The sequence below is a fragment of the Aeromicrobium camelliae genome, from assembly GCF_003850045.1.
Taxonomy (GTDB): Bacteria; Actinomycetota; Actinomycetes; order Propionibacteriales; family Nocardioidaceae; genus Aeromicrobium; species Aeromicrobium camelliae.
The window spans coordinates 1-20,098 of sequence record NZ_RQJX01000014.1 but is presented as its reverse complement, the minus strand read 5'-3'; the positions used below and the strand labels follow the sequence as shown (position 1 = coordinate 20,098).

Annotated in this window: 21 protein-coding genes and 1 pseudogene; 13 read left to right on the top strand and 9 right to left on the bottom strand. The window is 69.4% G+C overall.

Translation table 11 applies throughout. From position 1 onward, the window contains the following. Positions 1-2 precede the first annotated feature (2 nt). From EHW97_RS10670 to EHW97_RS10655, 4 genes are read right to left on the bottom strand one after another with little or no spacing between them, the layout of a single operon-like run. The gene (locus tag EHW97_RS10670; RefSeq protein WP_124237156.1) at positions 3-1,271 is read right to left on the bottom strand and encodes an aspartate aminotransferase type Ic; all 1,269 of its coding nucleotides are present in this window, start codon (positions 1,269-1,271) and stop codon (positions 3-5) included. Positions 1,272-1,297: 26 nt separating this feature from the next. Next, entirely contained in the window at positions 1,298-1,870 is a 573-nt protein-coding gene (gene pspAB, locus EHW97_RS10665) for a PspA-associated protein PspAB (RefSeq protein WP_124237155.1), read from the bottom strand. Beyond that, a complete protein-coding gene (gene htpX, locus EHW97_RS10660) occupies positions 1,870-2,769 on the bottom strand; it encodes a zinc metalloprotease HtpX (protein ID WP_124237154.1) in 900 nt (299 codons plus the stop codon). Before htpX ends, pspAB begins: the two co-directional genes overlap by 1 nt. Next, positions 2,744-3,466 carry a PspA/IM30 family protein gene (locus EHW97_RS10655; protein ID WP_124237153.1) on the bottom strand — a complete coding sequence of 241 codons (723 nt, stop codon included), beginning with the start codon at positions 3,464-3,466 and terminating at the stop codon, positions 2,744-2,746. Before EHW97_RS10655 ends, htpX begins: the two co-directional genes overlap by 26 nt. A 69-nt stretch (positions 3,467-3,535) precedes the next feature. Here EHW97_RS10655 and EHW97_RS10650 point away from each other — a divergent pair, with 69 nt between their 5' ends. Continuing rightward, positions 3,536-4,078 (top strand): DUF3043 domain-containing protein, encoded by a 543-nt coding sequence (locus EHW97_RS10650; RefSeq protein WP_124237152.1) that lies wholly within the window; start codon positions 3,536-3,538, stop codon positions 4,076-4,078. 19 nt (positions 4,079-4,097) lie between these two features. On the opposite strand, the gene EHW97_RS10645 is transcribed toward EHW97_RS10650, so the two are convergent. Further along, positions 4,098-4,298, bottom strand: a complete 201-nt coding sequence (locus tag EHW97_RS10645; RefSeq protein WP_124237151.1) for a hypothetical protein — start codon at positions 4,296-4,298, stop codon at positions 4,098-4,100. A 2-nt stretch (positions 4,299-4,300) separates the two neighbouring features. Next, positions 4,301-5,401: a glycine cleavage system aminomethyltransferase GcvT gene (gcvT, locus tag EHW97_RS10640; protein WP_124237150.1), complete on the bottom strand. Its 1,101-nt coding sequence runs from the start codon at positions 5,399-5,401 to the stop codon at positions 4,301-4,303. Between the two features lie 32 nt (positions 5,402-5,433). Between gcvT and EHW97_RS10635 the strand changes: the two genes are divergently transcribed. Continuing rightward, positions 5,434-6,870 carry a leucyl aminopeptidase gene (locus EHW97_RS10635; RefSeq protein WP_124237149.1) on the top strand — a complete coding sequence of 479 codons (1,437 nt, stop codon included), beginning with the start codon at positions 5,434-5,436 and terminating at the stop codon, positions 6,868-6,870. Beyond that, entirely contained in the window at positions 6,867-8,186 is a 1,320-nt protein-coding gene (locus EHW97_RS10630) for a serine hydrolase domain-containing protein (protein WP_124237148.1), read from the top strand. Before EHW97_RS10635 ends, EHW97_RS10630 begins: the two co-directional genes overlap by 4 nt. Before the next feature lie 33 nt (positions 8,187-8,219). On the opposite strand, the gene EHW97_RS15770 is transcribed toward EHW97_RS10630, so the two are convergent. Then, positions 8,220-8,780 carry a hypothetical protein gene (locus tag EHW97_RS15770; RefSeq protein ID WP_243696397.1) on the bottom strand — a complete coding sequence of 187 codons (561 nt, stop codon included), beginning with the start codon at positions 8,778-8,780 and terminating at the stop codon, positions 8,220-8,222. Positions 8,781-8,897: 117 nt separating this feature from the next. Here EHW97_RS15770 and lpdA point away from each other — a divergent pair, with 117 nt between their 5' ends. The 3 genes and pseudogenes from lpdA to EHW97_RS10610 all read left to right on the top strand — a co-directional run bounded on the left by lpdA (position 8,898) and on the right by EHW97_RS10610 (position 12,895). Continuing rightward, positions 8,898-10,277: a dihydrolipoyl dehydrogenase gene (gene lpdA, locus EHW97_RS10620; protein WP_124237147.1), complete on the top strand. Its 1,380-nt coding sequence runs from the start codon at positions 8,898-8,900 to the stop codon at positions 10,275-10,277. Between the two features lie 17 nt (positions 10,278-10,294). After that, positions 10,295-12,000, top strand: a pseudogene (gene sucB, locus EHW97_RS10615) (2-oxoglutarate dehydrogenase, E2 component, dihydrolipoamide succinyltransferase). A gap of 4 nt (positions 12,001-12,004) precedes the next feature. Then, positions 12,005-12,895, top strand: coding sequence for a TIGR01777 family oxidoreductase (locus EHW97_RS10610; protein WP_124237146.1), 891 nt, complete (start codon positions 12,005-12,007; stop codon positions 12,893-12,895). A 13-nt stretch (positions 12,896-12,908) separates the two neighbouring features. Here EHW97_RS10610 and EHW97_RS10605 read toward each other — a convergent pair whose 3' ends face one another. Then, positions 12,909-13,322 (bottom strand): hypothetical protein, encoded by a 414-nt coding sequence (locus EHW97_RS10605; protein ID WP_124237145.1) that lies wholly within the window; start codon positions 13,320-13,322, stop codon positions 12,909-12,911. A gap of 119 nt (positions 13,323-13,441) precedes the next feature. Between EHW97_RS10605 and lipB the strand changes: the two genes are divergently transcribed. From lipB to EHW97_RS10590, 3 genes are all read left to right on the top strand, one after another. After that, on the top strand, positions 13,442-14,164 hold the full coding sequence (gene lipB / locus EHW97_RS10600) for a lipoyl(octanoyl) transferase LipB (protein ID WP_124237144.1): 723 nt from the start codon (positions 13,442-13,444) through the stop codon (positions 14,162-14,164). Positions 14,165-14,174: 10 nt separating this feature from the next. After that, complete coding sequence (lipA, locus tag EHW97_RS10595; RefSeq protein WP_124237143.1) at positions 14,175-15,107, top strand: lipoyl synthase; 933 nt, start codon at positions 14,175-14,177, stop codon at positions 15,105-15,107. A gap of 64 nt (positions 15,108-15,171) precedes the next feature. Further along, positions 15,172-15,876, top strand: a complete 705-nt coding sequence (locus EHW97_RS10590; RefSeq protein ID WP_124237142.1) for a DUF4191 domain-containing protein — start codon at positions 15,172-15,174, stop codon at positions 15,874-15,876. A 2-nt stretch (positions 15,877-15,878) separates the two neighbouring features. Here the strand turns inward: EHW97_RS10590 and EHW97_RS10585 are convergent, their stop codons facing one another. Further along, on the bottom strand, positions 15,879-16,292 hold the full coding sequence (locus EHW97_RS10585; RefSeq protein ID WP_124237141.1) for an RDD family protein: 414 nt from the start codon (positions 16,290-16,292) through the stop codon (positions 15,879-15,881). 197 nt (positions 16,293-16,489) lie between these two features. Here EHW97_RS10585 and glnA point away from each other — a divergent pair, with 197 nt between their 5' ends. The 4 genes from glnA to EHW97_RS10565 all read left to right on the top strand — a co-directional run bounded on the left by glnA (position 16,490) and on the right by EHW97_RS10565 (position 19,845). Further along, positions 16,490-17,911: a type I glutamate--ammonia ligase gene (glnA, locus tag EHW97_RS10580; protein WP_124237214.1), complete on the top strand. Its 1,422-nt coding sequence runs from the start codon at positions 16,490-16,492 to the stop codon at positions 17,909-17,911. A 292-nt stretch (positions 17,912-18,203) separates the two neighbouring features. Beyond that, a complete protein-coding gene (locus EHW97_RS15970; RefSeq protein WP_378079927.1) occupies positions 18,204-18,578 on the top strand; it encodes an FAD-dependent oxidoreductase in 375 nt (124 codons plus the stop codon). Beyond that, positions 18,524-19,222 (top strand): FAD-dependent monooxygenase, encoded by a 699-nt coding sequence (locus EHW97_RS10570; RefSeq protein WP_378079923.1) that lies wholly within the window; start codon positions 18,524-18,526, stop codon positions 19,220-19,222. Before EHW97_RS15970 ends, EHW97_RS10570 begins: the two co-directional genes overlap by 55 nt. Positions 19,223-19,260: 38 nt before the next feature. Further along, positions 19,261-19,845, top strand: coding sequence for a TetR/AcrR family transcriptional regulator (locus EHW97_RS10565; protein ID WP_166367480.1), 585 nt, complete (start codon positions 19,261-19,263; stop codon positions 19,843-19,845). The last annotated feature ends 253 nt before the right edge of the window (positions 19,846-20,098 follow it).

Here is a 20,098-nt window from a genome sequence, read left to right as displayed (position 1 = left end):
GGTCAGGCCAGCGCTTTCTCCGCCGCTGCGAGCAGCACGCAGGTGCAGAGCCCCTCCATGGCGGCACGCAGCTCCTCCAGCGGCGGGAACGACGGCGCAATGCGGATGTGGCGGTCGCGCGGGTCTTGTCCGTACGGGAAGGCGGCTCCGGCCGGGGTGAGCGCGATGCCCGCCTCCTTGGCCAGCTGCACGACCCGCGCCGCGGTGCCGTCAGGCACGTCGAGGCTGACGAAGTACCCGCCCCGCGGCTGCGTCCACGTGGCGACGCCGTGGTCGCCGAGCCGCGCGCTGAGGATCTCATCGACGGCCGCGAACTTCGGACCGAGGATCTCGCGGTGCCGCTCCATGTGGGCGAGCACGCCCTCGGCGTCGCGCAGGAAACGCGCGTGCCGCCACTGGTTGACCTTGTCCGGCCCGATCGCGCGCACCGCGGCGTGTCCGAGGTACCAGGCGATGTTGGCCGGCGAGCTGCCGAAGAAGCTCACGCCGGCGCCCGCCAGCGTGATCTTGGAGGTGCTTGCGTAGATCAGCGGCCGGTCGGGATGGCCGCTCGAGGCGCACAGCCCCAGGATGTCGGCGGTCTTGACCTGCTCGTCGGTCAGATGGTGCACGGCGTACGCGTTGTCCCAGAAGATCCGGAAGTCCGGCGCCGCCGTCTCCAGCGCGGCGAGTTCGGCGGCGACCGCCTCGCTGATGACCGCGCCGGTGGGGTTGGAGTACGTCGGGACAAGCCAGATGCCCTTGACCGACGGGTCCTTGACGAGTTCGCGCACGGCGGCCATGTCCGGGCCGTCGTCGAGCATGTCGACGGCCACCATGTCGATGCCGTAGTGCTCGCAGATGGCGAAGTGGCGGTCGTAGCCGGGCGACGGGCAGATGAAGGTGACCTTCTCCTCCGCCGCCCAGGGGCGCGGCGAGTCGGGGTTCCCGTGCACGAGCGACCACAGGATCGTGTCGTGCATGAGCGACAGGCTGGCGTTGTCGCCCGCGACGAGCTGCTCGACCGGCACGCTCAGCAGTTCAGCGAAGATCGAGCGCAGTTCGGGCAGACCCGTGTTGCCGCCGTAGTTACGGACGTCGACTCCGCCGGCGCGGTAGTCGTCCGCACCCGGGAGGGTGAGCAGCTCGGTGGAGAGGTCGAGCTGCTCGGCCGAGGGCTTGCCGCGCGTGATGTCGAGGGACAGGCCGGCCTGCTTGAGGGCGTCGTAGGCCTGGCGCTGGTGGTCGTGGAACTCCTGCAGGTCCGCGCGGGACAGGGTGTCGATCGTCACGGTCCCAACCTATCGCGCGGTGCGGCTCAGCCCAGCCCGGGCGCGCCCCAGATGGCGAGCCAGCGACCGAGATCCTTCTCGACCGGGACGTCCGCCTCCACGATGCCGCGGATCTGGAGTTCGAGGGCGTTGTCGCGTCGCTGCGCGGACCCGCTCTCGGGGACGAACGGATAGAACGTGCCGCGCTTGAACAGGTAGACCAGGGCGAGCGTGCGGCCCTGGTATTCGAAGAGGAACGTCGAGCACAGCAGCGCCGAACTGAAGCCGTGATCGGCCAGCGAGGAGTTGAGGGCGTGCAGGTCGGTCGCGACGGCGATCGCGTCCCCGGCCTCGCGGTGCACCGACAACCAGGTGAACCCGTACTGGTCCTGGGTGCGCTCGATTCTGGCGCCTTCGTCGACGGTGATGATCTGCTCGACCTCGGCGATCACGTCGTCGTCCGCCGATCCTTCGCTGTCGCGGAAGCAGACCGCACCCCGGCCGAGGAATCTGAAGCCCTGGACCTCCAGCGAGAGCGCGGCCTGCGGCACCGAGAACAGCACCTCGAGATCGGCCTTCGGCGGCGTCGTACGACCGAAGATGGCGTCGAGGAAGCCCATCAGCCACGCTCCGAGAGGTCGGCGCTGATCTGCGACAGCTGCGCGAGCCGGCGGTCCAGCGACGGGTGCGTCGACATCAGCGCGGCGACCGACTCGCCGTTGAGCGCCGGGGCGATGAAGAACGCGTTCATGCTCTGCACGTCGCGCAGATCGCGGTTGGGGATGCGCGACATGTCGCCCGAGATCTTCATCAGAGCGGACGCGAGCTTCGAGGGGCGGCCGGTGAGGTAGGAACCCGACCGGTCGGCGCTCAGCTCGCGATACCGCGAGAGGGCGCGCGTCAGCAGGAAGCTGACGAAGTAGACGAGCACGCTGACGAGGAACACCACGATGAACGCGGGTCCGCCGTTGTTGTTGTTGCGGTTGTTGCCGCCACCGAAGTAAAAGCCCCAGCGGGTGATGAAACCGGCCAGCAGACCGAGCGAGGACGCCACGGTCATCACCGAGACGTCGCGGTTGGCCACGTGCGCGAGCTCGTGGGCGAGGACGCCTTCGAGCTCGTCGGCGTCGAGGCGCTGCATGATGCCCGTCGTCACGCACACCGCCGAGTGGTTCGGCGTCCGCCCGGTGGCGAAGGCGTTCGGGATGTCGGTGACCGCGATGGCCACCCGGGGTTTGGGCATGTCGGCCAGCGCCACGAGGCGGTCGATCATGGCGTGCAGCTCCGGAGCCTGCTGCGGGCTCACGACCTTGGCACCCATCGACTTCAGCGCGAGGCTGTCGGAGAAGTACCACTGCCCCCAGGCCAGACCGAGCGTGATGACGAGGCCGATGACGGCGCTGCCGGAGAAGTAGATGAGGACGGCGCCGAAGGCGACGTAGAGCGCACCGAGACCGAGGCTCACGGTCCCCATGCGCCAGGAGAGCCCCCGATCACGACGAAATCTGGTGCGGGCCATCGTTTCCCTTCTTGTCGTGGTCCAGTGGCGGCAGATCGCCGAGCGCGGCGTCGAAGTGGCGGGCGAGAGCGTCGTCGGGCGACTCCCCCGGTCGGGTCACGATGCCCTCGGCGACCAGCTCGTCGACCGCGTCGGCGGTGGCTTCGAGTTCTCGCGTGTGGCGTTCGGCCTCGTCCATCGCCTGACCGATCTCACTCGTGGCCGAGGAGATGCCGCGCGTGGCGTCGTTGATCTCGGCACGGGCGCTCGCCGCCGAGTACCGGGCGGTCAGCGTGTCCTTGCGCAGGCGGAAATCCTCGATCTGCCGCTCGACCCGGGTGGCAGCCTGTTCGAGCGACTGCTCCTCGCGCGCCAGCGAGGCATGGCGGTCGGCGAGTTCCTGGTGTGCCTTCTCGAGCGTGACCTTGCGGGTGAGGGCGTCGCGGGCGGCGGCGTCGTCGCCACGGCCCACGGCGTCGCGAGAGCGCGCGTCGAAGTCCTCGATCTGCCGCTGCAGCTGCGCCATCTGCACCTCGACGCGCTTGCGGCTCGTGGCCACCTCGGCCACACCACGGCGCACGCGAGTCAGCATCTGGATCTGCTCGCGGTACGTCTCGTCGAGCTTGCCCCGAAGACGTTCGGGGTTCTCCAGGTCGCGTTCGGCGGCACGCGAGCGCCACCACCGTCCGATGCGCGCTGAGATCCCACCACCTGCCATGGGCCCAGCGTACGGGGTCGCGCCATGCTGCGGGACGGCTGATTGGCGACGCCCGGTAGGGTTTCGCGCGTGATCGACGACGCACCCGGCAAGGGCCGCCCCACGCGTTCCCGCAAGGAAGCCGAGGCCGCTCGCAAGGAGCAGATGAAGCGGCCCACGGGACGCCGCGAGCAGATGCGCCGTGAGCGCGAGCGCCGTAACAAGCTGCGCGACAAGCAGCTCGCCGCCCTCGACGGACGCGGCGACGCCGCCTACCTTCCGGCCCGCGACCGCGGGCCTGTCCGGGCGCTGGTCCGCGACTACATCGACCGGCGCCGGTCAGTGGCCGAGTACATGCTGCCGATCCTCGTCGTCATCCTGGTCCTCAGCTTCATCCCGAACCCGACGGCGGTCACGGTCGTCTTCTTCCTGTGGAGCGTGACGATCCTGTCCACCGTCGTGGACGAGATCTTCCTCGTGATCGGCCTCAAGCGGGAGCTCAAGCGTCGCTTCGAGCCCGGCGAGACGAAGGGCGCGGTCACCTACGGCGTGCTGCGCTCGACCCAGCTGCGCCGCACGCGTCGGCCTCGCCCGACCATCGAGCGCGGCGAACCGCTGCGCGATCGCTACTGATCGCGCCGCGCCCTGAACCTCACTCCGCGTGCAGGCTCATCGGCCCGTAGACCTCGGTGTCGCCCTCGTGGAGACGCACCTGGTCGACCCCGTTGCCGAGAAGCGTCTCGAACTCCAGCCCGATGAACGTCTCGGCGTCGCTGCGGCTCTCGAAGTCGTGCGAGTTGCCGACCTGTGCGCCGTCGGCGGTCTCGTAGGTCCAGCGCCATGCAGCGGTCATGCTCAGTCCTCCTTGGTCGAGGGGGTCACGAACGGTGGTTTCACCACCGTGAACGATTGCGCGCGTCCTCGCACGTCGACGACCACCGTGTCGCCGTCGGCGACGCTGCGATCGAGGAGGGCCAGGCCGATCCCCTCTCGCAGCGTGGGGCTGAAGGTGCCCGAGGTGACCTCGCCGACCGTGCGTCCGTCCTCAGTCGCCACCTGCATGCCGGGACGAGGGATGGCGCGTCCCTGCGCGCGCAGCCCGCGCAGCGTCGAGACCGTCTTCTCCGCACGCTGACGCTCCAGCGCGGCTTTGCCCCAGAACTCGTCCTTGTCCCAGCCGACCGCCCAGCCGACTCGCGCCATGACGGGGCTGATCTCGGCCGAGAGCTCGTGACCGTGCAGCGGATAACCCATCTCGGTCCGCAGGGTGTCCCGGGCACCGAGGCCGCACGGACGGATGCCGGCGTCCGCGCCCGCCTCCATGACGGCGTCCCAGACGTCCGCGGCGTGATCGCTCGAGACCACCAGCTCGTAGCCGCGCTCGCCGGTGTACCCGGTGCGGCAGACGATCGCCTCGTGCCCGGCGATCGCGGCGGTGGCGAACGACATGTAGTCGTGGTCGGCCGGCACGTCGAGCCGAGACAGCACCTCGGCGCTGCGGGGACCTTGCACCGCGAGGATCGCGTAGCGCCGGTGGAGGTCGGTGACGTCGACGCCTTCGGGGGCGTGCGCCGCGAGCCGGCGGACGACCTCGGCGGTGTTGGCGGCGTTCGGGATCAGGAGGACCTCGAAGTCGCTGCGCAGGTACGCGATGAGGTCGTCGACCGTCCCGCCGTCCTCGTCGCAGCAGAGGGTGTATTGAGCCTGGCCGGGGCGGATCTTGCGCAGATCGTTGGTGAGGCAGCGGTTGACGAACTCGGCCGCGCCGGCGCCGCGCACCATCGCCTTGCCGAGGTGGCTGACGTCGAACAGCCCGACTCCCTCACGCACGGCGGCATGCTCGGCGAGGACGCCGCCGCCCGCATATTCCAGCGGCATCTCCCAGCCGCCGAACTCGGCGAATTTGGCTCCCAGCGCCTCGTGGCGGTCGTGCAGCGGCGAGTGCAGCAGGTCCATGCGCCCAACCTACCCGTGGATACAGTGTCGGCATGGTCTCGGTATCCCTGCGTCCCACAGCCCCGTCCAGCGACGTCGTGATCCGCGCGATCCGCGCCTCCGACGCGCTCGACGAGGACACCGTTCCGTTCTCCGCGCTCGGTTTCCGACAGGAGGCCGGGCAGACGCTGGTGACCAGCAGTCCGGCCGGGACGAAGGCGCCCGTCACGGTGTTCGTCGCAGTCGACGACGAGGCGAGCGACGAGGACCTGCGCCGTGCCGTCGCCGCCGGCCTGCGGGCCGCTCCCCCGGCACGTCACGCCGTGGTGGAGTTCGGCGCGCTCGAGCCGCACCAGCTGACCGCCGTCGCCGAGGGTGCCGTGCTCACGGCCTACCGCTTCGACCGCTACCAGGGCACGAAGGCTCGCGAGAAGGCTGCGCAGAAGCCTCAGCTGAGCGAGGTCAGCATCATCGCCTCCGACGCCCGCAAGTCGGAGGCCAAGACCGCGGTCGAGCGCGGCGTCACCATCGCGGAGGCCGTGTGTCAGGCCCGCGACTGGGTCAACACCCCCTCGGGCGACCTGCGTCCGGCCGACTTCGCCGCGCAGATGGAGGCCGGCGCCGCGAAGGGCGTCACGGTCACCGTCTGGGACGAGAAGCGTCTCGCGAAGGAGAGGTGCGGCGGCATCCTCTCGGTCGGGCGTGGATCGGAGGCGCCTCCGCGGCTCGTCACCTTGACCTACTCCCCCTCCAAGGCGACCAAGCACCTCGCACTCGTGGGCAAGGGCATCACGTTCGACTCCGGCGGCCTCTCGCTCAAGCCCGGCGCCAGCATGCAGACCATGAAGTGCGACATGGGCGGGGCGGCGGCGATCGTCGCTGCCGTCAACGCGATCGCCGCCCTCGGCCTGCCCATCCGCGTCACCGCCTACGCGTGCCTCGCCGAGAACATGCCGAGCGGTTCGGCCACGCGTCCGGGCGACGTCATCACGATGCGCAACGGCAAGACGGTGGAGGTCCTCAACACCGACGCCGAGGGCCGCATGGTCATGGGCGACGGGCTGTCCCTGGCCACCGAGGCCGAGCCGGACCACATCATCGACGTGGCCACGTTGACCGGCGCCGCGATGACCGCGCTCGGGCAGCGCACGGCCGCGATCCTCGGCAGTGACGAGTACTTCGAGGAGCGCGTCTTCGCCGCCTCACGCGAGGCCGGTGAGGACATGTGGCGCCTGCCGATCACGGACGAGGTCGTCTCGGCGCTCAAGTCCTCGCACATCGCCGACCTGCGACAGATCAGCAGCAAGCCGTACGGCGGCACGCTGTTCGCCGCGGCGTTCCTGCGCGAGTTCACCGGCGACATCTCGTGGGCGCACCTCGACATCGCCGGTCCGGCGTTCAACGACGGCGGTGCGTACGACTACACGCCCAACGGCGGTACCGGCGCCGGCGTCCGCACGCTCGTGCAGATCGCCAGCACCCTGGCATGAGCCCGTTCGACGAGCGACTTCACCGCGAGCACGTCGAGCGACGCCTCCCCTCGGTGACGGCGGCGGTCGTCGCTACCGATGAGGTCGTGTGGGCCGGTGCGGTCGGTGCCCGGGACGGGCGCGACGGCGCTGCGGTCGATCGCGCGACGCGGTATCGCATCGGCTCCATCACCAAGACGTTCGTCGCGGTGGCGGTGCTGCGGGCGAGGGAACAGGGTCTGCTCGACCTGTCCACGCGCGTCCGGCAACTCCTCCCCGATGCCGCACATGCGTCGTTCGCCGACGTCACCGTCGCCCAGCTGCTGACGCACACCTCGGGTCTCCAGGCGGAGACCCGAGGTCCGTGGTGGGAGCGGACGCCCGGCCTCGACTGGCCGACGCTGCGGGACTCGGCGCTTCGCCTCGCGCACCCGCCCGGCACGCGCTTCCATTACTCCAACGTCGGCTACGCGATCCTCGGCCGCATCGTCGAGCAGTTGCACGGTCGTCCGTGGTTCGACGTCGTCCGTGACGAGGTGCTCGCACCGATCGGTGCCGCGGACGCGATGTCGCTGCGGCCCGACACCTCGGCCGCGGTTCCGCTGGCGGTCCATCCGCACGAGGACCTGCTCCACGCCGAGCCCGAATTCGACGCCGGAGCGATGGCTCCCGCCGGCCAGGTCTGGTCGTCGATCGACGGCCTCGCCCGGTGGGCTCGGTTCGCGTTGAGCGACGGCGAGGGACTCCTCAGCCCCGCGACGATGGATCTCATGCGGGTTCCGCTGGCGGTGGACGACCGGCTGGGCGCGGGATGGGACAGCGCACAGGGGCTCGGCTGGCGCATCTGGCACGACGGTGCACGGCGGTACGTGGGTCATGGCGGCTCGATGCCCGGGTTCCTCGCGACCCTGAAGGTCGAGCCGGAGCGCGGCATCGGAGTCGTGGTCCTCACCAACACGACGCACGGGCTCGGCGAGCTGGCGGACGGCCTGCTGCGGGAGGCCGAGAGCGTCGTCCCGTCGCCGGCGGCTCTCCACCCGCAGCCGTCCGCGACGGTGCGGGAACTGCTCGGCACCTGGTACTGGGGACCGGCTCCGTTCATCGCCGAGCCTCACGAGGACGGCTTCCTGCTCAGCCCCGCGGAGGGCGCCGGGCGCGGCTCGCGCTTCGTTCCCGACGGCGACGGATGGAGGGGGCGCGACGGCTACTACGCCGGCGAACGCCTGATCGTCCGCGACGACGGCGCCCTCGACCTGGCGTCGTTCATCTTCACGCGGCAGCCCTACGACCCCGCCCACTCCTACCCCGGCGATCTCGATCCAGCCGGCTGGCACTGAGGAGCGGCGCGGACCTGAACGGCCGGTCGGCTGTCACTGCAGGTCGAGGGTGCGAGCGGCGTCCTCCACCTTGTCCCAGTCCGTGCGGTCTCCGCCGCGGCGGTCGGGGTGCGCTTTGGCGCGCGCGATCCTCCAGACCCGCTCCATCTCGTCGCGCGAGGGATCCTTGCCCAGCGGATCGACGCCCGCGACGGTCTCCAGGATCATCAGGGCCGCGAACTGGGTCGGACTGAGCCCGCTGCGTGCGGGCGCGGGGGGCGTGGAGACGCGGCGCTCGGCGGCCACGCGCTGGTTGTACTCACGCATCCGCTGCGGGTAACCGACACGGTTCGCGTCGTAGATCGGCATCTGGTGCTTCCGAGCGAAGTCGGAGGCGACCTTGGCAGAGGCGACCCGCTTGCGCGTCCACTCTCCGTCCGAGGCGACCAGCAGCACCGTCGTCTGGGTGACCGCGGTCGCCGGCTCGACGAACGCTTCCACTCCGCGCCGGGTCGCGACAAACTCCTCCAACGCCTTCAGATCGGCGCGATTCGCCTCACGGTCCGAGACGACGGCACCGGCGTCGGTGCGCTTGCGACGAGAGAACCAACCCACCCCCCTAGTGTGCCCGACGGCGACGAGCCGGAAGTTACTGACGGGTCGGCGACCCCGGTGGGCACGAGCGCATCTCTGGTGACAAGATGGAGCGCAGACACCGAGGGGAGGACTGCTGTGGCCCACGCCGATCCCGGCACCGTGTTCGACATCGTCGTGCTCGGAGCTGGAAGCGGAGGCTATGCCTGTGCTCTCCGCGCGGCGCAGCTCGGCAAGTCCGTCGCCCTCATCGAGAAGGGCAAGCTCGGCGGGACGTGCCTCCATGAAGGCTGCATCCCCACCAAAGCACTGCTCCACGCAGCCGAGGTCGCCGACACCGCCCGCCACGGCTCCGCGATCGGCGTCTCGACGCGGTTCGACGGCGTCGACATGCCGGCGGTCCAGCGCTATCAGCAGGGTGTCGTCGACCGGCTGCACCGCGGACTCACCGGTCTCATCGCCACCTCGGGCATCACCGTCGTCGAGGGCACCGGTCGACTGGTCGATGCGCACACCGTCGAGGTCGATGGCCGCCGCTACACCGGCACCAACGTCGTCCTGGCCACAGGTTCCGTCCCGCGCACGCTGGGCGTCGAGATCGGTGGCCGCGTCGTCACCAGCGAGCAGGCACTGACCCTGCAGGAGCTCCCCGAGCGGATCGTCGTCATCGGCGGCAGCGTCATCGGCGTCGAGTTCGCCTCTGTCTGGGCCTCGCTCGGAGCGCAGGTCACGATCGTCGAGGCGCTCGACCGCCTCGCCCCGCTCGAGGACCCGGTGCTCAGCAAGGGTCTGGAGCGCGCGTTCCGCAAGCGCTCGATCGGTTTTCGCACCGGCGTCAAGTTCACCCAGGTCTCGCAGGACGACGATCGCGCCGTCGTCCAGCTCGAGGACGGCTCGGCGCTCGAGGCCGACCTCGTCCTCATCGCCGTGGGCCGCGGACCGCGTTCGGAGGGCATGGGCTTCGAAGAAGCCGGGCTCGCACTCGACCGGGGCTGGGTCACGACCGATGAGCGGCTGCGCACCAACCTCGACGGCGTCTATGCCGTCGGTGACCTCGTCGCCGGGCTCCAGCTCGCGCACCGAGGCTTCGCGCACGGCATCTTCGTGGCCGAAGACATCGCAGGGCTCTCCCCCGCACCGGTCGTCGACGAACAGATTCCGCGCGTCACCTACTGCGAACCCGAGCTCGCTTCGGTCGGCCTGACCGAAGCGCAAGCCCGGGAGAGGTTCGGCGACGTCGACGTCGTCGAGTACAACCTCGCCGGCAACGGCAAGAGCCAGATCCTGCAGACCGCAGGCCTGGTCAAACTGGTCCGTCAGCAGGACGGGCCGATCGTCGGGGTCCATATGATCGGTGCCCGGATGGGTGAGCAGATCGGGGAAGCCGCTCTCCTGGTCACTTGGGAGGCGTACCCCGACGATGTCGCCCCGCTCATCCACGCTCACCCCACGCAGAACGAATCACTCGGTGAAGCCGCCCTGGCACTCGCCGGCAAGCCGCTCCACTCGCACGCCTGAATCGGACAGAGGAACACATGGCAACCAACGTCACCCTTCCCGCCCTCGGTGAAAGCGTCACCGAAGCAGGTCGGCGACACCGTCGAGGTCGACGAGCCCCTGCTCGAGATCTCCACCGACAAGGTCGACACCGAGATCCCCTCGCCCGTGGCCGGCGTCCTCCTGGAGGTCAAGGTCGACGAGGACGACACCGTCGAGGTCGGCGAGGTGCTCGCCGTGATCGGCGACGAGGGCGAGTCCCCGTCCGACGCCGGCGACGACACCGCCGACGCTCCGGTGAGCGAGGAGAACGTCACCGAGGAGACGCAGGAGGAGCACGCGAGCGAGCCCGACGAGGCCGCGCCCGCGCCCCAGCCCGAGGCCAAGCCGGCCGGCGGCTCCGCCGGCGGCCAGTCGGTGACACTGCCCGCGCTCGGCGAGAGCGTCACCGAGGGAGCAGGTCGGCGACACCGTCGAGGTCGACGAGCCCCTGCTCGAGATCTCCACCGACAAGGTCGACACCGAGATCCCCTCGCCGGTCGCCGGCACGCTCCTCGAGATCAAGGTCGAGGAGGACGAGACGGTCGAGGTGGGCGCCGAGCTCGCCATCATCGGCGACGCCGACGCCGCCCCCGCGCAGGAGGCGGCTCCGCAGGCCGAGCCGGAACCCGAACCGCAGCCCGAGCCCGAGCCGGAACCGCAGCCGGAGCCCGAGCCCGAGCCGGCCCCGGCGCAGCCCGAGCCCGCCAAGCAGGCCCAGGAACCCACTCGCGCCGAGCAGTCCGCTCCCGCCCAGGCGGAGAACTCGACCGGCGGCGACGAGGGGTACGTGACCCCGATCGTCCGCAAGCTCGCCAAGCAGCACGGCGTCGACCTGTCCTCGATCCAGGGCAGCGGCGTCGGTGGCCGTATCCGCAAGCAGGACATTCTGGACGCGGCCAAGAAGGCCGAGCAGCCCAGCGCCCCCGCCGCTCAGGCGCCTGCCGCGGCTGCCGCGCCCGCGCCGTCCACCGAGGTCTCGGCGCTGCGCGGCAAGACCGAGAAGCTCTCGCGTCTGCGCAAGACGATCGCGGCGCGACTCACCGAGTCGCTCCAGGTCTCGGCGCAGCTCACGCAGGTCCACGAGGTCGACGTCACCGAGATCGCGCGTCTGCGTGCGCAGCACAAGAACGCGTTCGCCGAGCGCGAGGGCGTCAAGCTGACGTACCTCCCCTTCTTCGCGAAGGCGGCGGTCGAGGCGCTCAAGGCCTACCCGCAGCTCAACGCCTCCCTCGACCTCGAGGCGGGCACGGTCACCTACCCGGCCGGTGAGCACCTCGGTATCGCGGTCGACACCGAGCGCGGCCTGATCGTGCCGGTCATCAAGGACGCCGGCGATCTCTCCATCGCCGGGCTGGCTCGCAAGATCGCCGACGTCGCCGAGCGCACGCGGACGAACAAGATCAGCCCCGACGAGCTGAGCGGTGGCACCTTCTCGATCACCAACCTCGGCAGCAACGGTGCACTGTTCGATACGCCGATCATCAACCAGCCGCAGGTGGCGATCCTCGGCGTGGGTGCGGTCGTCAAGCGCGCGGTCGTCGTCACCGACGCCCACGGCAGCGACAGCATCGCGGTCCGTCACATGGCGTACCTCGCGCTCACCTACGACCACCGCATCATCGACGGTGCGGACGCCGGCCGGTTCCTGACCGCCGTCAAGCAGCGTCTTGAGGGCGGGGCCTTCGAGGGCGAGCTCGGCTGACGTCATGCGCGTCGTCATCGGAGGGGCATCGGGATTTCTCGGTGCCCCGCTGGTGTCGGCGCTGCGCGACGCCGGGCACGACGTCACGCGGCTCGTGCGCGGGGACGCGGCCGACGCTGACGCGTCGCCATGGGACCCGGCAGCCGGCGAGGTCGACGAGGCTCTCATCGCCGACGCCGACGTCGTCGTGAACCTGTCGGGTGCGCCCATCTCGCAATGGCCGCGCACCGGACGCAGGGCCGAGGAGATCCTGCGCTCGCGGCTCGGTGCCACCACCACGCTCGCGCGGGCCGTGGCGCACGCCCCCACTCCCCCGGCCTTCCTCAGCGGGTCCGGCATGTCCTGGTACGGCGTCGACCGCGGCGCGCGGGTGCTGACCGAGGAGGACGGCCCCGGCGACGGCTTCCTGGCCGAGGTCTCGCAGGCGTGGGAGACCGCCACCACTCCGGCGGTCGAGGCCGGCGCCCGCGTGGTCTACCTGCGCACCTCGATGGTGCTGGACGCCTCGGGTGGCGCCCTCAAGCTCATGAAAGTCCCGTTCTCGTTCGGCTTCGGGGCCCGGCTCGGCTCCGGCCGGCAGTACTTCTCCTGCATCAGCCGCCGCGACTGGGTTCAGGCGGTGTGCTTCGCTGCCGAGCATGACGAGATCAGCGGGCCGCTCAATCTCGCCGCCCCGAACCCGCCGACCAACGCCGAGTTCACGCGCGCCCTCGCCCGCGCCCTCGGACGCCCCGCCGCGCTCACCGCGCCCTCGTTCGCGATCCGGGCCGCGCTCGGCGGCATCGCCGAGGATCTGCTCGGCTCCTTGCGCCTGGAGCCGCGGCGACTGACCGAGTCCGGCTTCTCCTTCGCCGACCGCGACGTGGACGCGATCCTCGCCACGGCACTCGCCTGAGACACGCTCCGAGTCACCTGCGCTCGCGCACGTCGCGGATGCGCCAGCGCCCCTCCTCCACCACCAGCGTCACGTCACGCTCATTCCAGTTGTCGCGAGGAAGATCCCGCTGGGTGGCGTCGGGGAGGACCGCGACGGCAGCGCCGAGGCGTTCGACGCTGCGCACCCTGTCGTCGGCCAACCGCTCGCAGGAGCGGCGTTCGAGTCGTGCGCCACGCACCGTGATGCCGCGGTCCCGGTACTCGGTGAGCACCTGGCGGTCGGCGGTACCTGCGGCGGAGCCCTCAGCGTAGACCGCGTCGAGCGCCGCCGGGTCCGCCCGGGCGTAGGCGATCTGACGCTGCACGTCGAGGCCCTCGACGACCAGGCAGGGGTCTGCTGCAGCGGAGGGCAGGAGCGTGGCCAGCACGGCGATGAGGTCACCCATGTCGCCCATCGTCGCGCTGACCTACGCCGAAGGCTCCGGCCTTTCCACAGGCACCGCGCAAGCGGCTGGTCGCGAACGCCTCGCCGACGAGGTCGGTCAAGAGGCGTAGGCTGACGGGCGTGAGCCTACGCATCCTGGACTCCTGGTACGGCGAGCAGGCGATCGACTACCTCGACGCCTGGGAGCTGCAACGCCAGCTGCATGCGGACCGCGTCGCGGATCGGATCGAGGACACCGCCCTCTTCCTGGAACATCCGCCGGTCTACACGGCCGGCAAGCGCACGGAACCGTTCGAGCGCCCGCAGGACGGCACCCCGGTGGTGGACGTCGACCGCGGCGGCAAGATCACCTTCCACGGGCCCGGTCAGCTGGTCGGCTACCCGATCACCAAGCTGCCCTCCCACGTGCTGGTCGTCGACTACGTCCGGCGCGTCGAGGAGGCGCTGATGCGCGCGCTCGCCGAGTTCGGCGTCACCACGGGTCGCGTGCCCGGCCGCTCGGGAGTCTGGCTGCCCGAGGCGCCCGGCCGCCCGGAACGCAAGATCGCCGCGATCGGCATCCGCGTCTCGCGGGGCGTCACGATGCACGGGTTCAGCCTCAACTGCGACGTCGACCTCGGCTGGTACGACCGGTTCGTCCCCTGCGGGATCGCCGACGCCGGTGTCACCACCCTGTCGGCCGAGCTCGGCCGGACGGTCACGGTACCCGAGGCCGCTCCCGCGGTGGCCCGGCACCTCACGGACCTCCTGTCCTGGAAGCCGTACGACCCCAGTCCGGACATCGACCGCACCGCCCATGTCGGCCTCTCGGTCGGCTCGGTGAAGCTCCCGGTGCAGGGGTAGGCTGACCACGATGACTATCGCACCCGAAGGCCGTAAGATGCTGCGCCTCGAAGTCCGCAACGCGCAGACGCCCATCGAGAAGAAGCCGTCGTGGATCAAGACGCGCGCCAAGATGGGTCCGGAGTACAACGAACTCATGCAGCTCGTGAAGGGCGAAGGCCTGCACACGGTGTGTCAGGAGGCCGGGTGCCCCAACATCTTCGAATGCTGGGAGGACCGCGAGGCCACCTTCCTCATCGGCGGAGAGCAGTGCACGCGACGCTGCGACTTCTGCCAGATCGACACCGGCAAGCCGACGGCGCTCGACCGCGACGAGCCGCGCCGCGTTGCCGAGAGCGTGCAGAAGATGCAGCTGCGGTACGCCACCATCACCGGTGTCGCGCGCGACGACCTTCCCGACGGCGGCGCCTGGCTGTACGCCGAGACGGTGCGCAAGATCCACGAGCTCAACCCGGGAACGGGCGTGGAGAACCTCATTCCCGACTTCAACGGCAAGCCCGAGCTGCTGACCGAGGTCTTCGAGTCGCGGCCCGAGGTGCTCGCGCACAACGTGGAGACCGTCCCGCGCATCTTCAAGCGCATCCGCCCGGCGTTCCGCTACGAGCGTTCGCTCGACGTGCTGACGCAGGCGCGGGCCTTCGGTCTGGTGACCAAGTCCAACCTGATCCTCGGCATGGGTGAGACCCGCGACGAGGTCTCCGAGGCGCTGCGCGACCTGCACGAGGCCGGCTGCGATCTCATCACGATCACCCAGTACCTGCGCCCGTCGGTGCGCCACCATCCCGTCGAGCGCTGGGTCAAGCCCGAGGAGTTCGTCGAGCTGGCTGCCGAGGCCGAGGAGATCGGCTTCGCCGGTGTCATGTCCGGGCCGCTCGTCCGCTCGTCCTACCGCGCCGGCCGCCTGTACCAGCAGGCGATCGACGCGCGCAGCAAGGCCGAGTAACCGGCCGGTCCGGCCTAGCGTCGGGCCGCTCCGTGGGCGCAGGGCGCTCGCGTAGAATCGACGCATGTCCAACGCTCCTGCCGTCCCCACCGGCCGCATCGCGCAGATGCGCCAGGCCTACCGCAACACCAAGCAGACCGACCCGAAGCTGGGCTGGATTCTGCTCGGCGTGTGGATCCTGACGGCAGCGATCGTCGCGACGCTCAGCCTCGTGCTCATCGGCACCGGCTGGCTCGGCATCGTCCTCACGGTGCTGTTGGTCCTCACCACGGCTTCGCTTGCCACGATCACCGTCTTCGGTCGCCGCGCCGAGCGCTCGATGTACCAGCAGGCCGAGGGTCAGCTCGGGGCCGGCGGTGCCGCGCTGACGATGCTGCGCGGACGCTGGGACGTCAAGCAGGCCGTCGGCTTCACCAAGCAGCAGGATGTCGTGCACCGTGTCATCGGCCGCCCCGGCGTGATCCTCGTCGGCGAGGGCAACCCGGGCCGCACGCGTTCCCTGCTCGCCAGCGAGGCCAAGAAGCACCAGCGCATCGTCGGCGAGGGCACCCCGGTCACGACGCTCGTAGTCGGTCGCGGCGAGGGCGAGGTCCCGCTCCCCAAGCTCGTCAAGAAGGTCCGCAAGCTGCCCAAGGCGATCAAGCCGGCGCAGCAGACCGACATCCTCTACAAGGTCAAGGCGCTCGACGCGATGCGTCCGGCCGCCCCCATGCCGCGTGGCCCGATGCCCACGAGCATGAAGGGCGCCCGCAAAATGATGCGCGGCTGAGTTCAGCTCGCCTTCGGCACCTTCACGACTTTGCTGCCCACCGCGAGATCGTGAAGGCCGCGGCCGTCTTTGGTCTGGATCAGCGCCGGGACGACGACGCTCATCAGCGCGGTGCGCAGCAGTCCGCGCCACCAGCCGATCACGGCACCGTCGCGGTTGATGACGGCGAGCCGCACCGCGCGCTTTCCCGGAGACACGCCGAACAGCCCCACGAAGAGTCCGACGAACACGATGAAGACGAACTGGATGACGAAGCTCTGGCGGGGTCCTTCGGGCGGATAGCCGATCCCGAACGCGAGGCCGGCGATCAGCGCGGCGAGCAGCCAGTCGATGACGAGCGCCACCAGCCGGCGGCCGATCGTCGCTTCAGTCGGATCTGCGACGTCAGGGGCGTCGTGGGAGGGCGATGACGGCACGGGTCGAGCCTATCGAGCAGGTCCGCACGGCCTTTCTCGCGGCCCGCAAGGTCACCGTCGAGTTTGTAACATCGATGAAACAAACCAGTGATGGACGGGAAACTGCACGTGCGTAGCGTCAAGGACGACGCTCCCCACCGCGTCACGATCACGTAGTACCGACGATGACCCGCCAACCGGCGGTCGAGGAGGCCCTCATGTTCGGCAATGCCGACGAGCTGTTCAAGTACATCAAGGACGAAGGTGTCGAGTTCATCGACGTCCGCTTCACGGATCTGCCGGGCATCCAGCAGCACTTCACCGTACCGGTCTCCTCCTTCGACGAGGGCGTGTTCGAGAGCGGCCTCGCGTTCGACGGCTCGTCGGTCCGCGGGTTCCAGAGCATCGACCAGTCGGACATGACGCTGCTCCCCGACCTCAAGACGGCCTACGTCGATCCCTTCCGCGCGCGCAAGACGATCGCCATCGACTTCTTCGTGCACGACCCGATCACCGGTGAGGCCTACTCGCGCGACCCGCGCAACATCGCTCGCAAGGCCGAGGCGTACCTGAAGACCACCGGAATCGGCGACACCGCCTTCTTCGCGCCCGAGGCCGAGTTCTACATCTTCGACCGCGTCAGCTTCGGCACGAGCGCGAACAAGTCGTACTACGAGATCCAGTCGGCCGCCGGTGCCTGGTCCACCGGCGACGACATCGTCGACAACCGCGGCTACAAGGTGCGGTACAAGGGCGGCTACTTCCCCGTCACGCCGACCGACCACTTCTCCGAGCTGCGCGGCGACATGATGGCCAACCTCGAGCGCGTGGGCCTCACCGTCGAGCGCGGTCACCACGAGGTCGGCACCGCCGGCCAGGCCGAGATCAACTACAACTTCGACACGCTGCTCAAGGCCGCCGACGACGTGATGAAGTTCAAGTACATCATCCGCAACACGGCGTGGGCCGCGGACAAGACCGTGACCTTCATGCCGAAGCCGATCTTCGGCGACAACGGCTCGGGCATGCACGTCCACCAGTCGATCTGGAGCAACGGCGAGCCGCTGTTCTACGACGAGGCCGGCTACGGCGGACTGTCGGACATGGCCCGCTACTACGTCGGCGGAATCCTCAAGCACGCTCCGAGCCTGCTCGCCTTCACGAACCCGTCGGTCAACTCGTACCACCGCCTCGTGCCGGGCTACGAGGCGCCGATCGCGCTCGTGTACTCGGCCCGCAACCGCTCGGCGTGCGTGCGTATCCCGATCACCGGCAACAACCCGAAGGCCAAGCGCATCGAGTTCCGCTGCCCCGACCCGTCGGCCAACCCGTACCTCGCCTTCTCGGCGCTGCTGCTGGCCGGCCTCGACGGCATCAAGAACAAGATCGAGCCGCCCGCGCCCGTGGACAAGAACATCTACGAACTCCCGCCCGAGGAGTACGCGCAGATCGACCATGTCCCCACCTCGCTGGGCGCCGTGCTCGACTCGCTCGAGGCCGACCACGAGTTCCTCACCGCCGGTGACGTGTTCACGCCCGACCTCATCGAGACGTGGATCGAGTACAAGCGCACCGAGGAGATCGCGCCCGTGCAGCTGCGCCCCCACCCGCACGAGTTCGAGCTCTACTACGACATCTGATCCGCGTGGGCGACGCCCACCGGCCAGCTGGCTGAAACGGCCCCTGAGCTGCGAGGACACCACCCAGCGTCCTCCAGCGTCAGGGGCCGTTTCTGCTGCGGCGCCATTGCAGCCCGAACCGCTCCACGGCCCGCGTGCCGATACGCCGGCGTCCCCATTACCGAAGCCCTTGGGAGAAACCCGGGGCCGCGGCTTGTGCGTCCTCGTGCCGGTGCTTCAGGTGACGCACTGCCAGAATTGTAGTGTCAAGAGACTATGAACGTAGTAGCATGAAGGCGTGAGGCGCGAAGCGATGATTGTCGGGGCGGGTATCGCGGGCCTGGCCGCTGGGAGGGCACTGCTGGACGACGGTTGGGACGTGACGCTGTACGAGCGTGCCGATGGCTTGCCTGCGACGGGAACGGCGTTGGGCATGTGGCGGAGGCGATGGCGGCGCTGGAAAGGCTCGGCATCGCGGACGCGGTGCGAGAGCAGGGGGTTCTGCAGCAGGGAGCCACATTCCTTCGTCCGGACGGATCGACGTTCGCTCGAGTCATCTCGCGCGAGCCTGCCTACCTGGTCCCCCGACCGACGTTGCATGAGCTCCTCTACAGCGGCGCTCTCGAGGGAAAGGTGCGATGGTCGTCGGCCGTTTCAGATCATGCTTCTCTTCCCGAGGCCGATCTGATCGTGGGTGCCGACGGGATCAACAGCCGGATCCGGCAGGCCGTCAGCGACCGGACAGCCTCGTCGCGGCCGCTCGGAACGGCCGCATTTCGCGGAGTCGTGCCCGGGACTGTTGACGAAGTGACGGAGACGTGGGGGCGCGGACGCCTCTTCGGCATCACGCCCCACGATGCGCGGACGACCAACTGGTTCGCCTGCGTGCGGGAGGATCTTCTCAACGAGCGGGGAGGCGACCTCTCGGAGGCAGAGCTCCTGACCGAGCTGTTCGGCGACTGGCATACGGGAGTTGCGCAGGTCGTGAACAAGGCGATCTCCACGCAGATCGATCGACGCGCATTGCATGACTCAGCTCCACTGGCCTCAATGGTCCGAGGACGCACCGTGGTCATCGGTGATGCGGCCCACGCGATGGCACCGAACGCGGGACGCGGCGCGTGCGAAGCGCTCATCGATGCGGTGCAGTTGGCGGATGCGCTCCGCACAGCCGCGACGATCGAGGACGGACTGCGTGCATTCGATCGGAGTCGGCGTCGCGCCGGGCAGAGAACGGTACGACTCTCGCGTTTTCTCAACAAGATGTCGACCGCGCGCCACTTCGGTGGCGTCCGTCAGCAGATGATGAACGCGCTCACCCGCTTCGCCTGATGGATGGCGATGTTGACGAGCGACGACGAGAGCCGAGAATGAAGAGCAGCCAGAACAACCGAGACCGAGCACTGCACGCCGCCCTCGCCATCGCCGGCAGCCAAGGGATCCGCGCGTTGACGCACGGGCGGGTCGATTCCACGGCCGGCTTGCCTGCCGGAACGACCTCCAATCACTTCCGCACTCGCGCCGCGCTCCTCCACGCCACAGTGGATCACCTCGTGAAGGCCGAGCAAAGCGCTTTCGCCGCCGATAGTGCACCACGGACCGTGGACGATCTGATCGAAGCGATCACCCAGTTCATACAAGACGCTGCCGGGGCGCAGCGAGAGCTCACCGCTGCCCGGTACGCGTTCTTCGTCGAAGGATTTCACGATCCGCACATCAAAGAGACGCTTGCCCAGGCACGCCAACGGATCGACGTCTGGGCTGCGCAGTCCCTTGAGAGACTGGGCGTCTCGCGGCCTTTCGCGGCTGCTGATCGAATCCTCACCTATGTCGACGGTGCGATCCTGCACGCACTCGCTTTCGACGGGATCTCCTACGTCCAGGATCTCGCGGTCGCCGTCCGCTCGTTGATCGATGGCGTAGAAGGCGCATCGGCGCAGGATCCTGCCCACTGAATCGCCCAGGAGATCGGGCGGTCGTCTGAGAGGAGTTCTCTGGACATGAAGGAGCTGTCAGGAATGATGCTTGACGACGTGATTGTGGTCGGTGCCGGGCCCACGGGTCTGCTGCTGGCCGCCCCGCATCGAGTTGGTCGAGCAGTGGCCGATGAGGATCCGCCAGTGTGTGTTTGAACCGTCCCGGCGTGTCCGGAGAGCTGATTCATTGGAAGGATCACTCTCATGGCACGACCCAGCAAGTACCCGACCG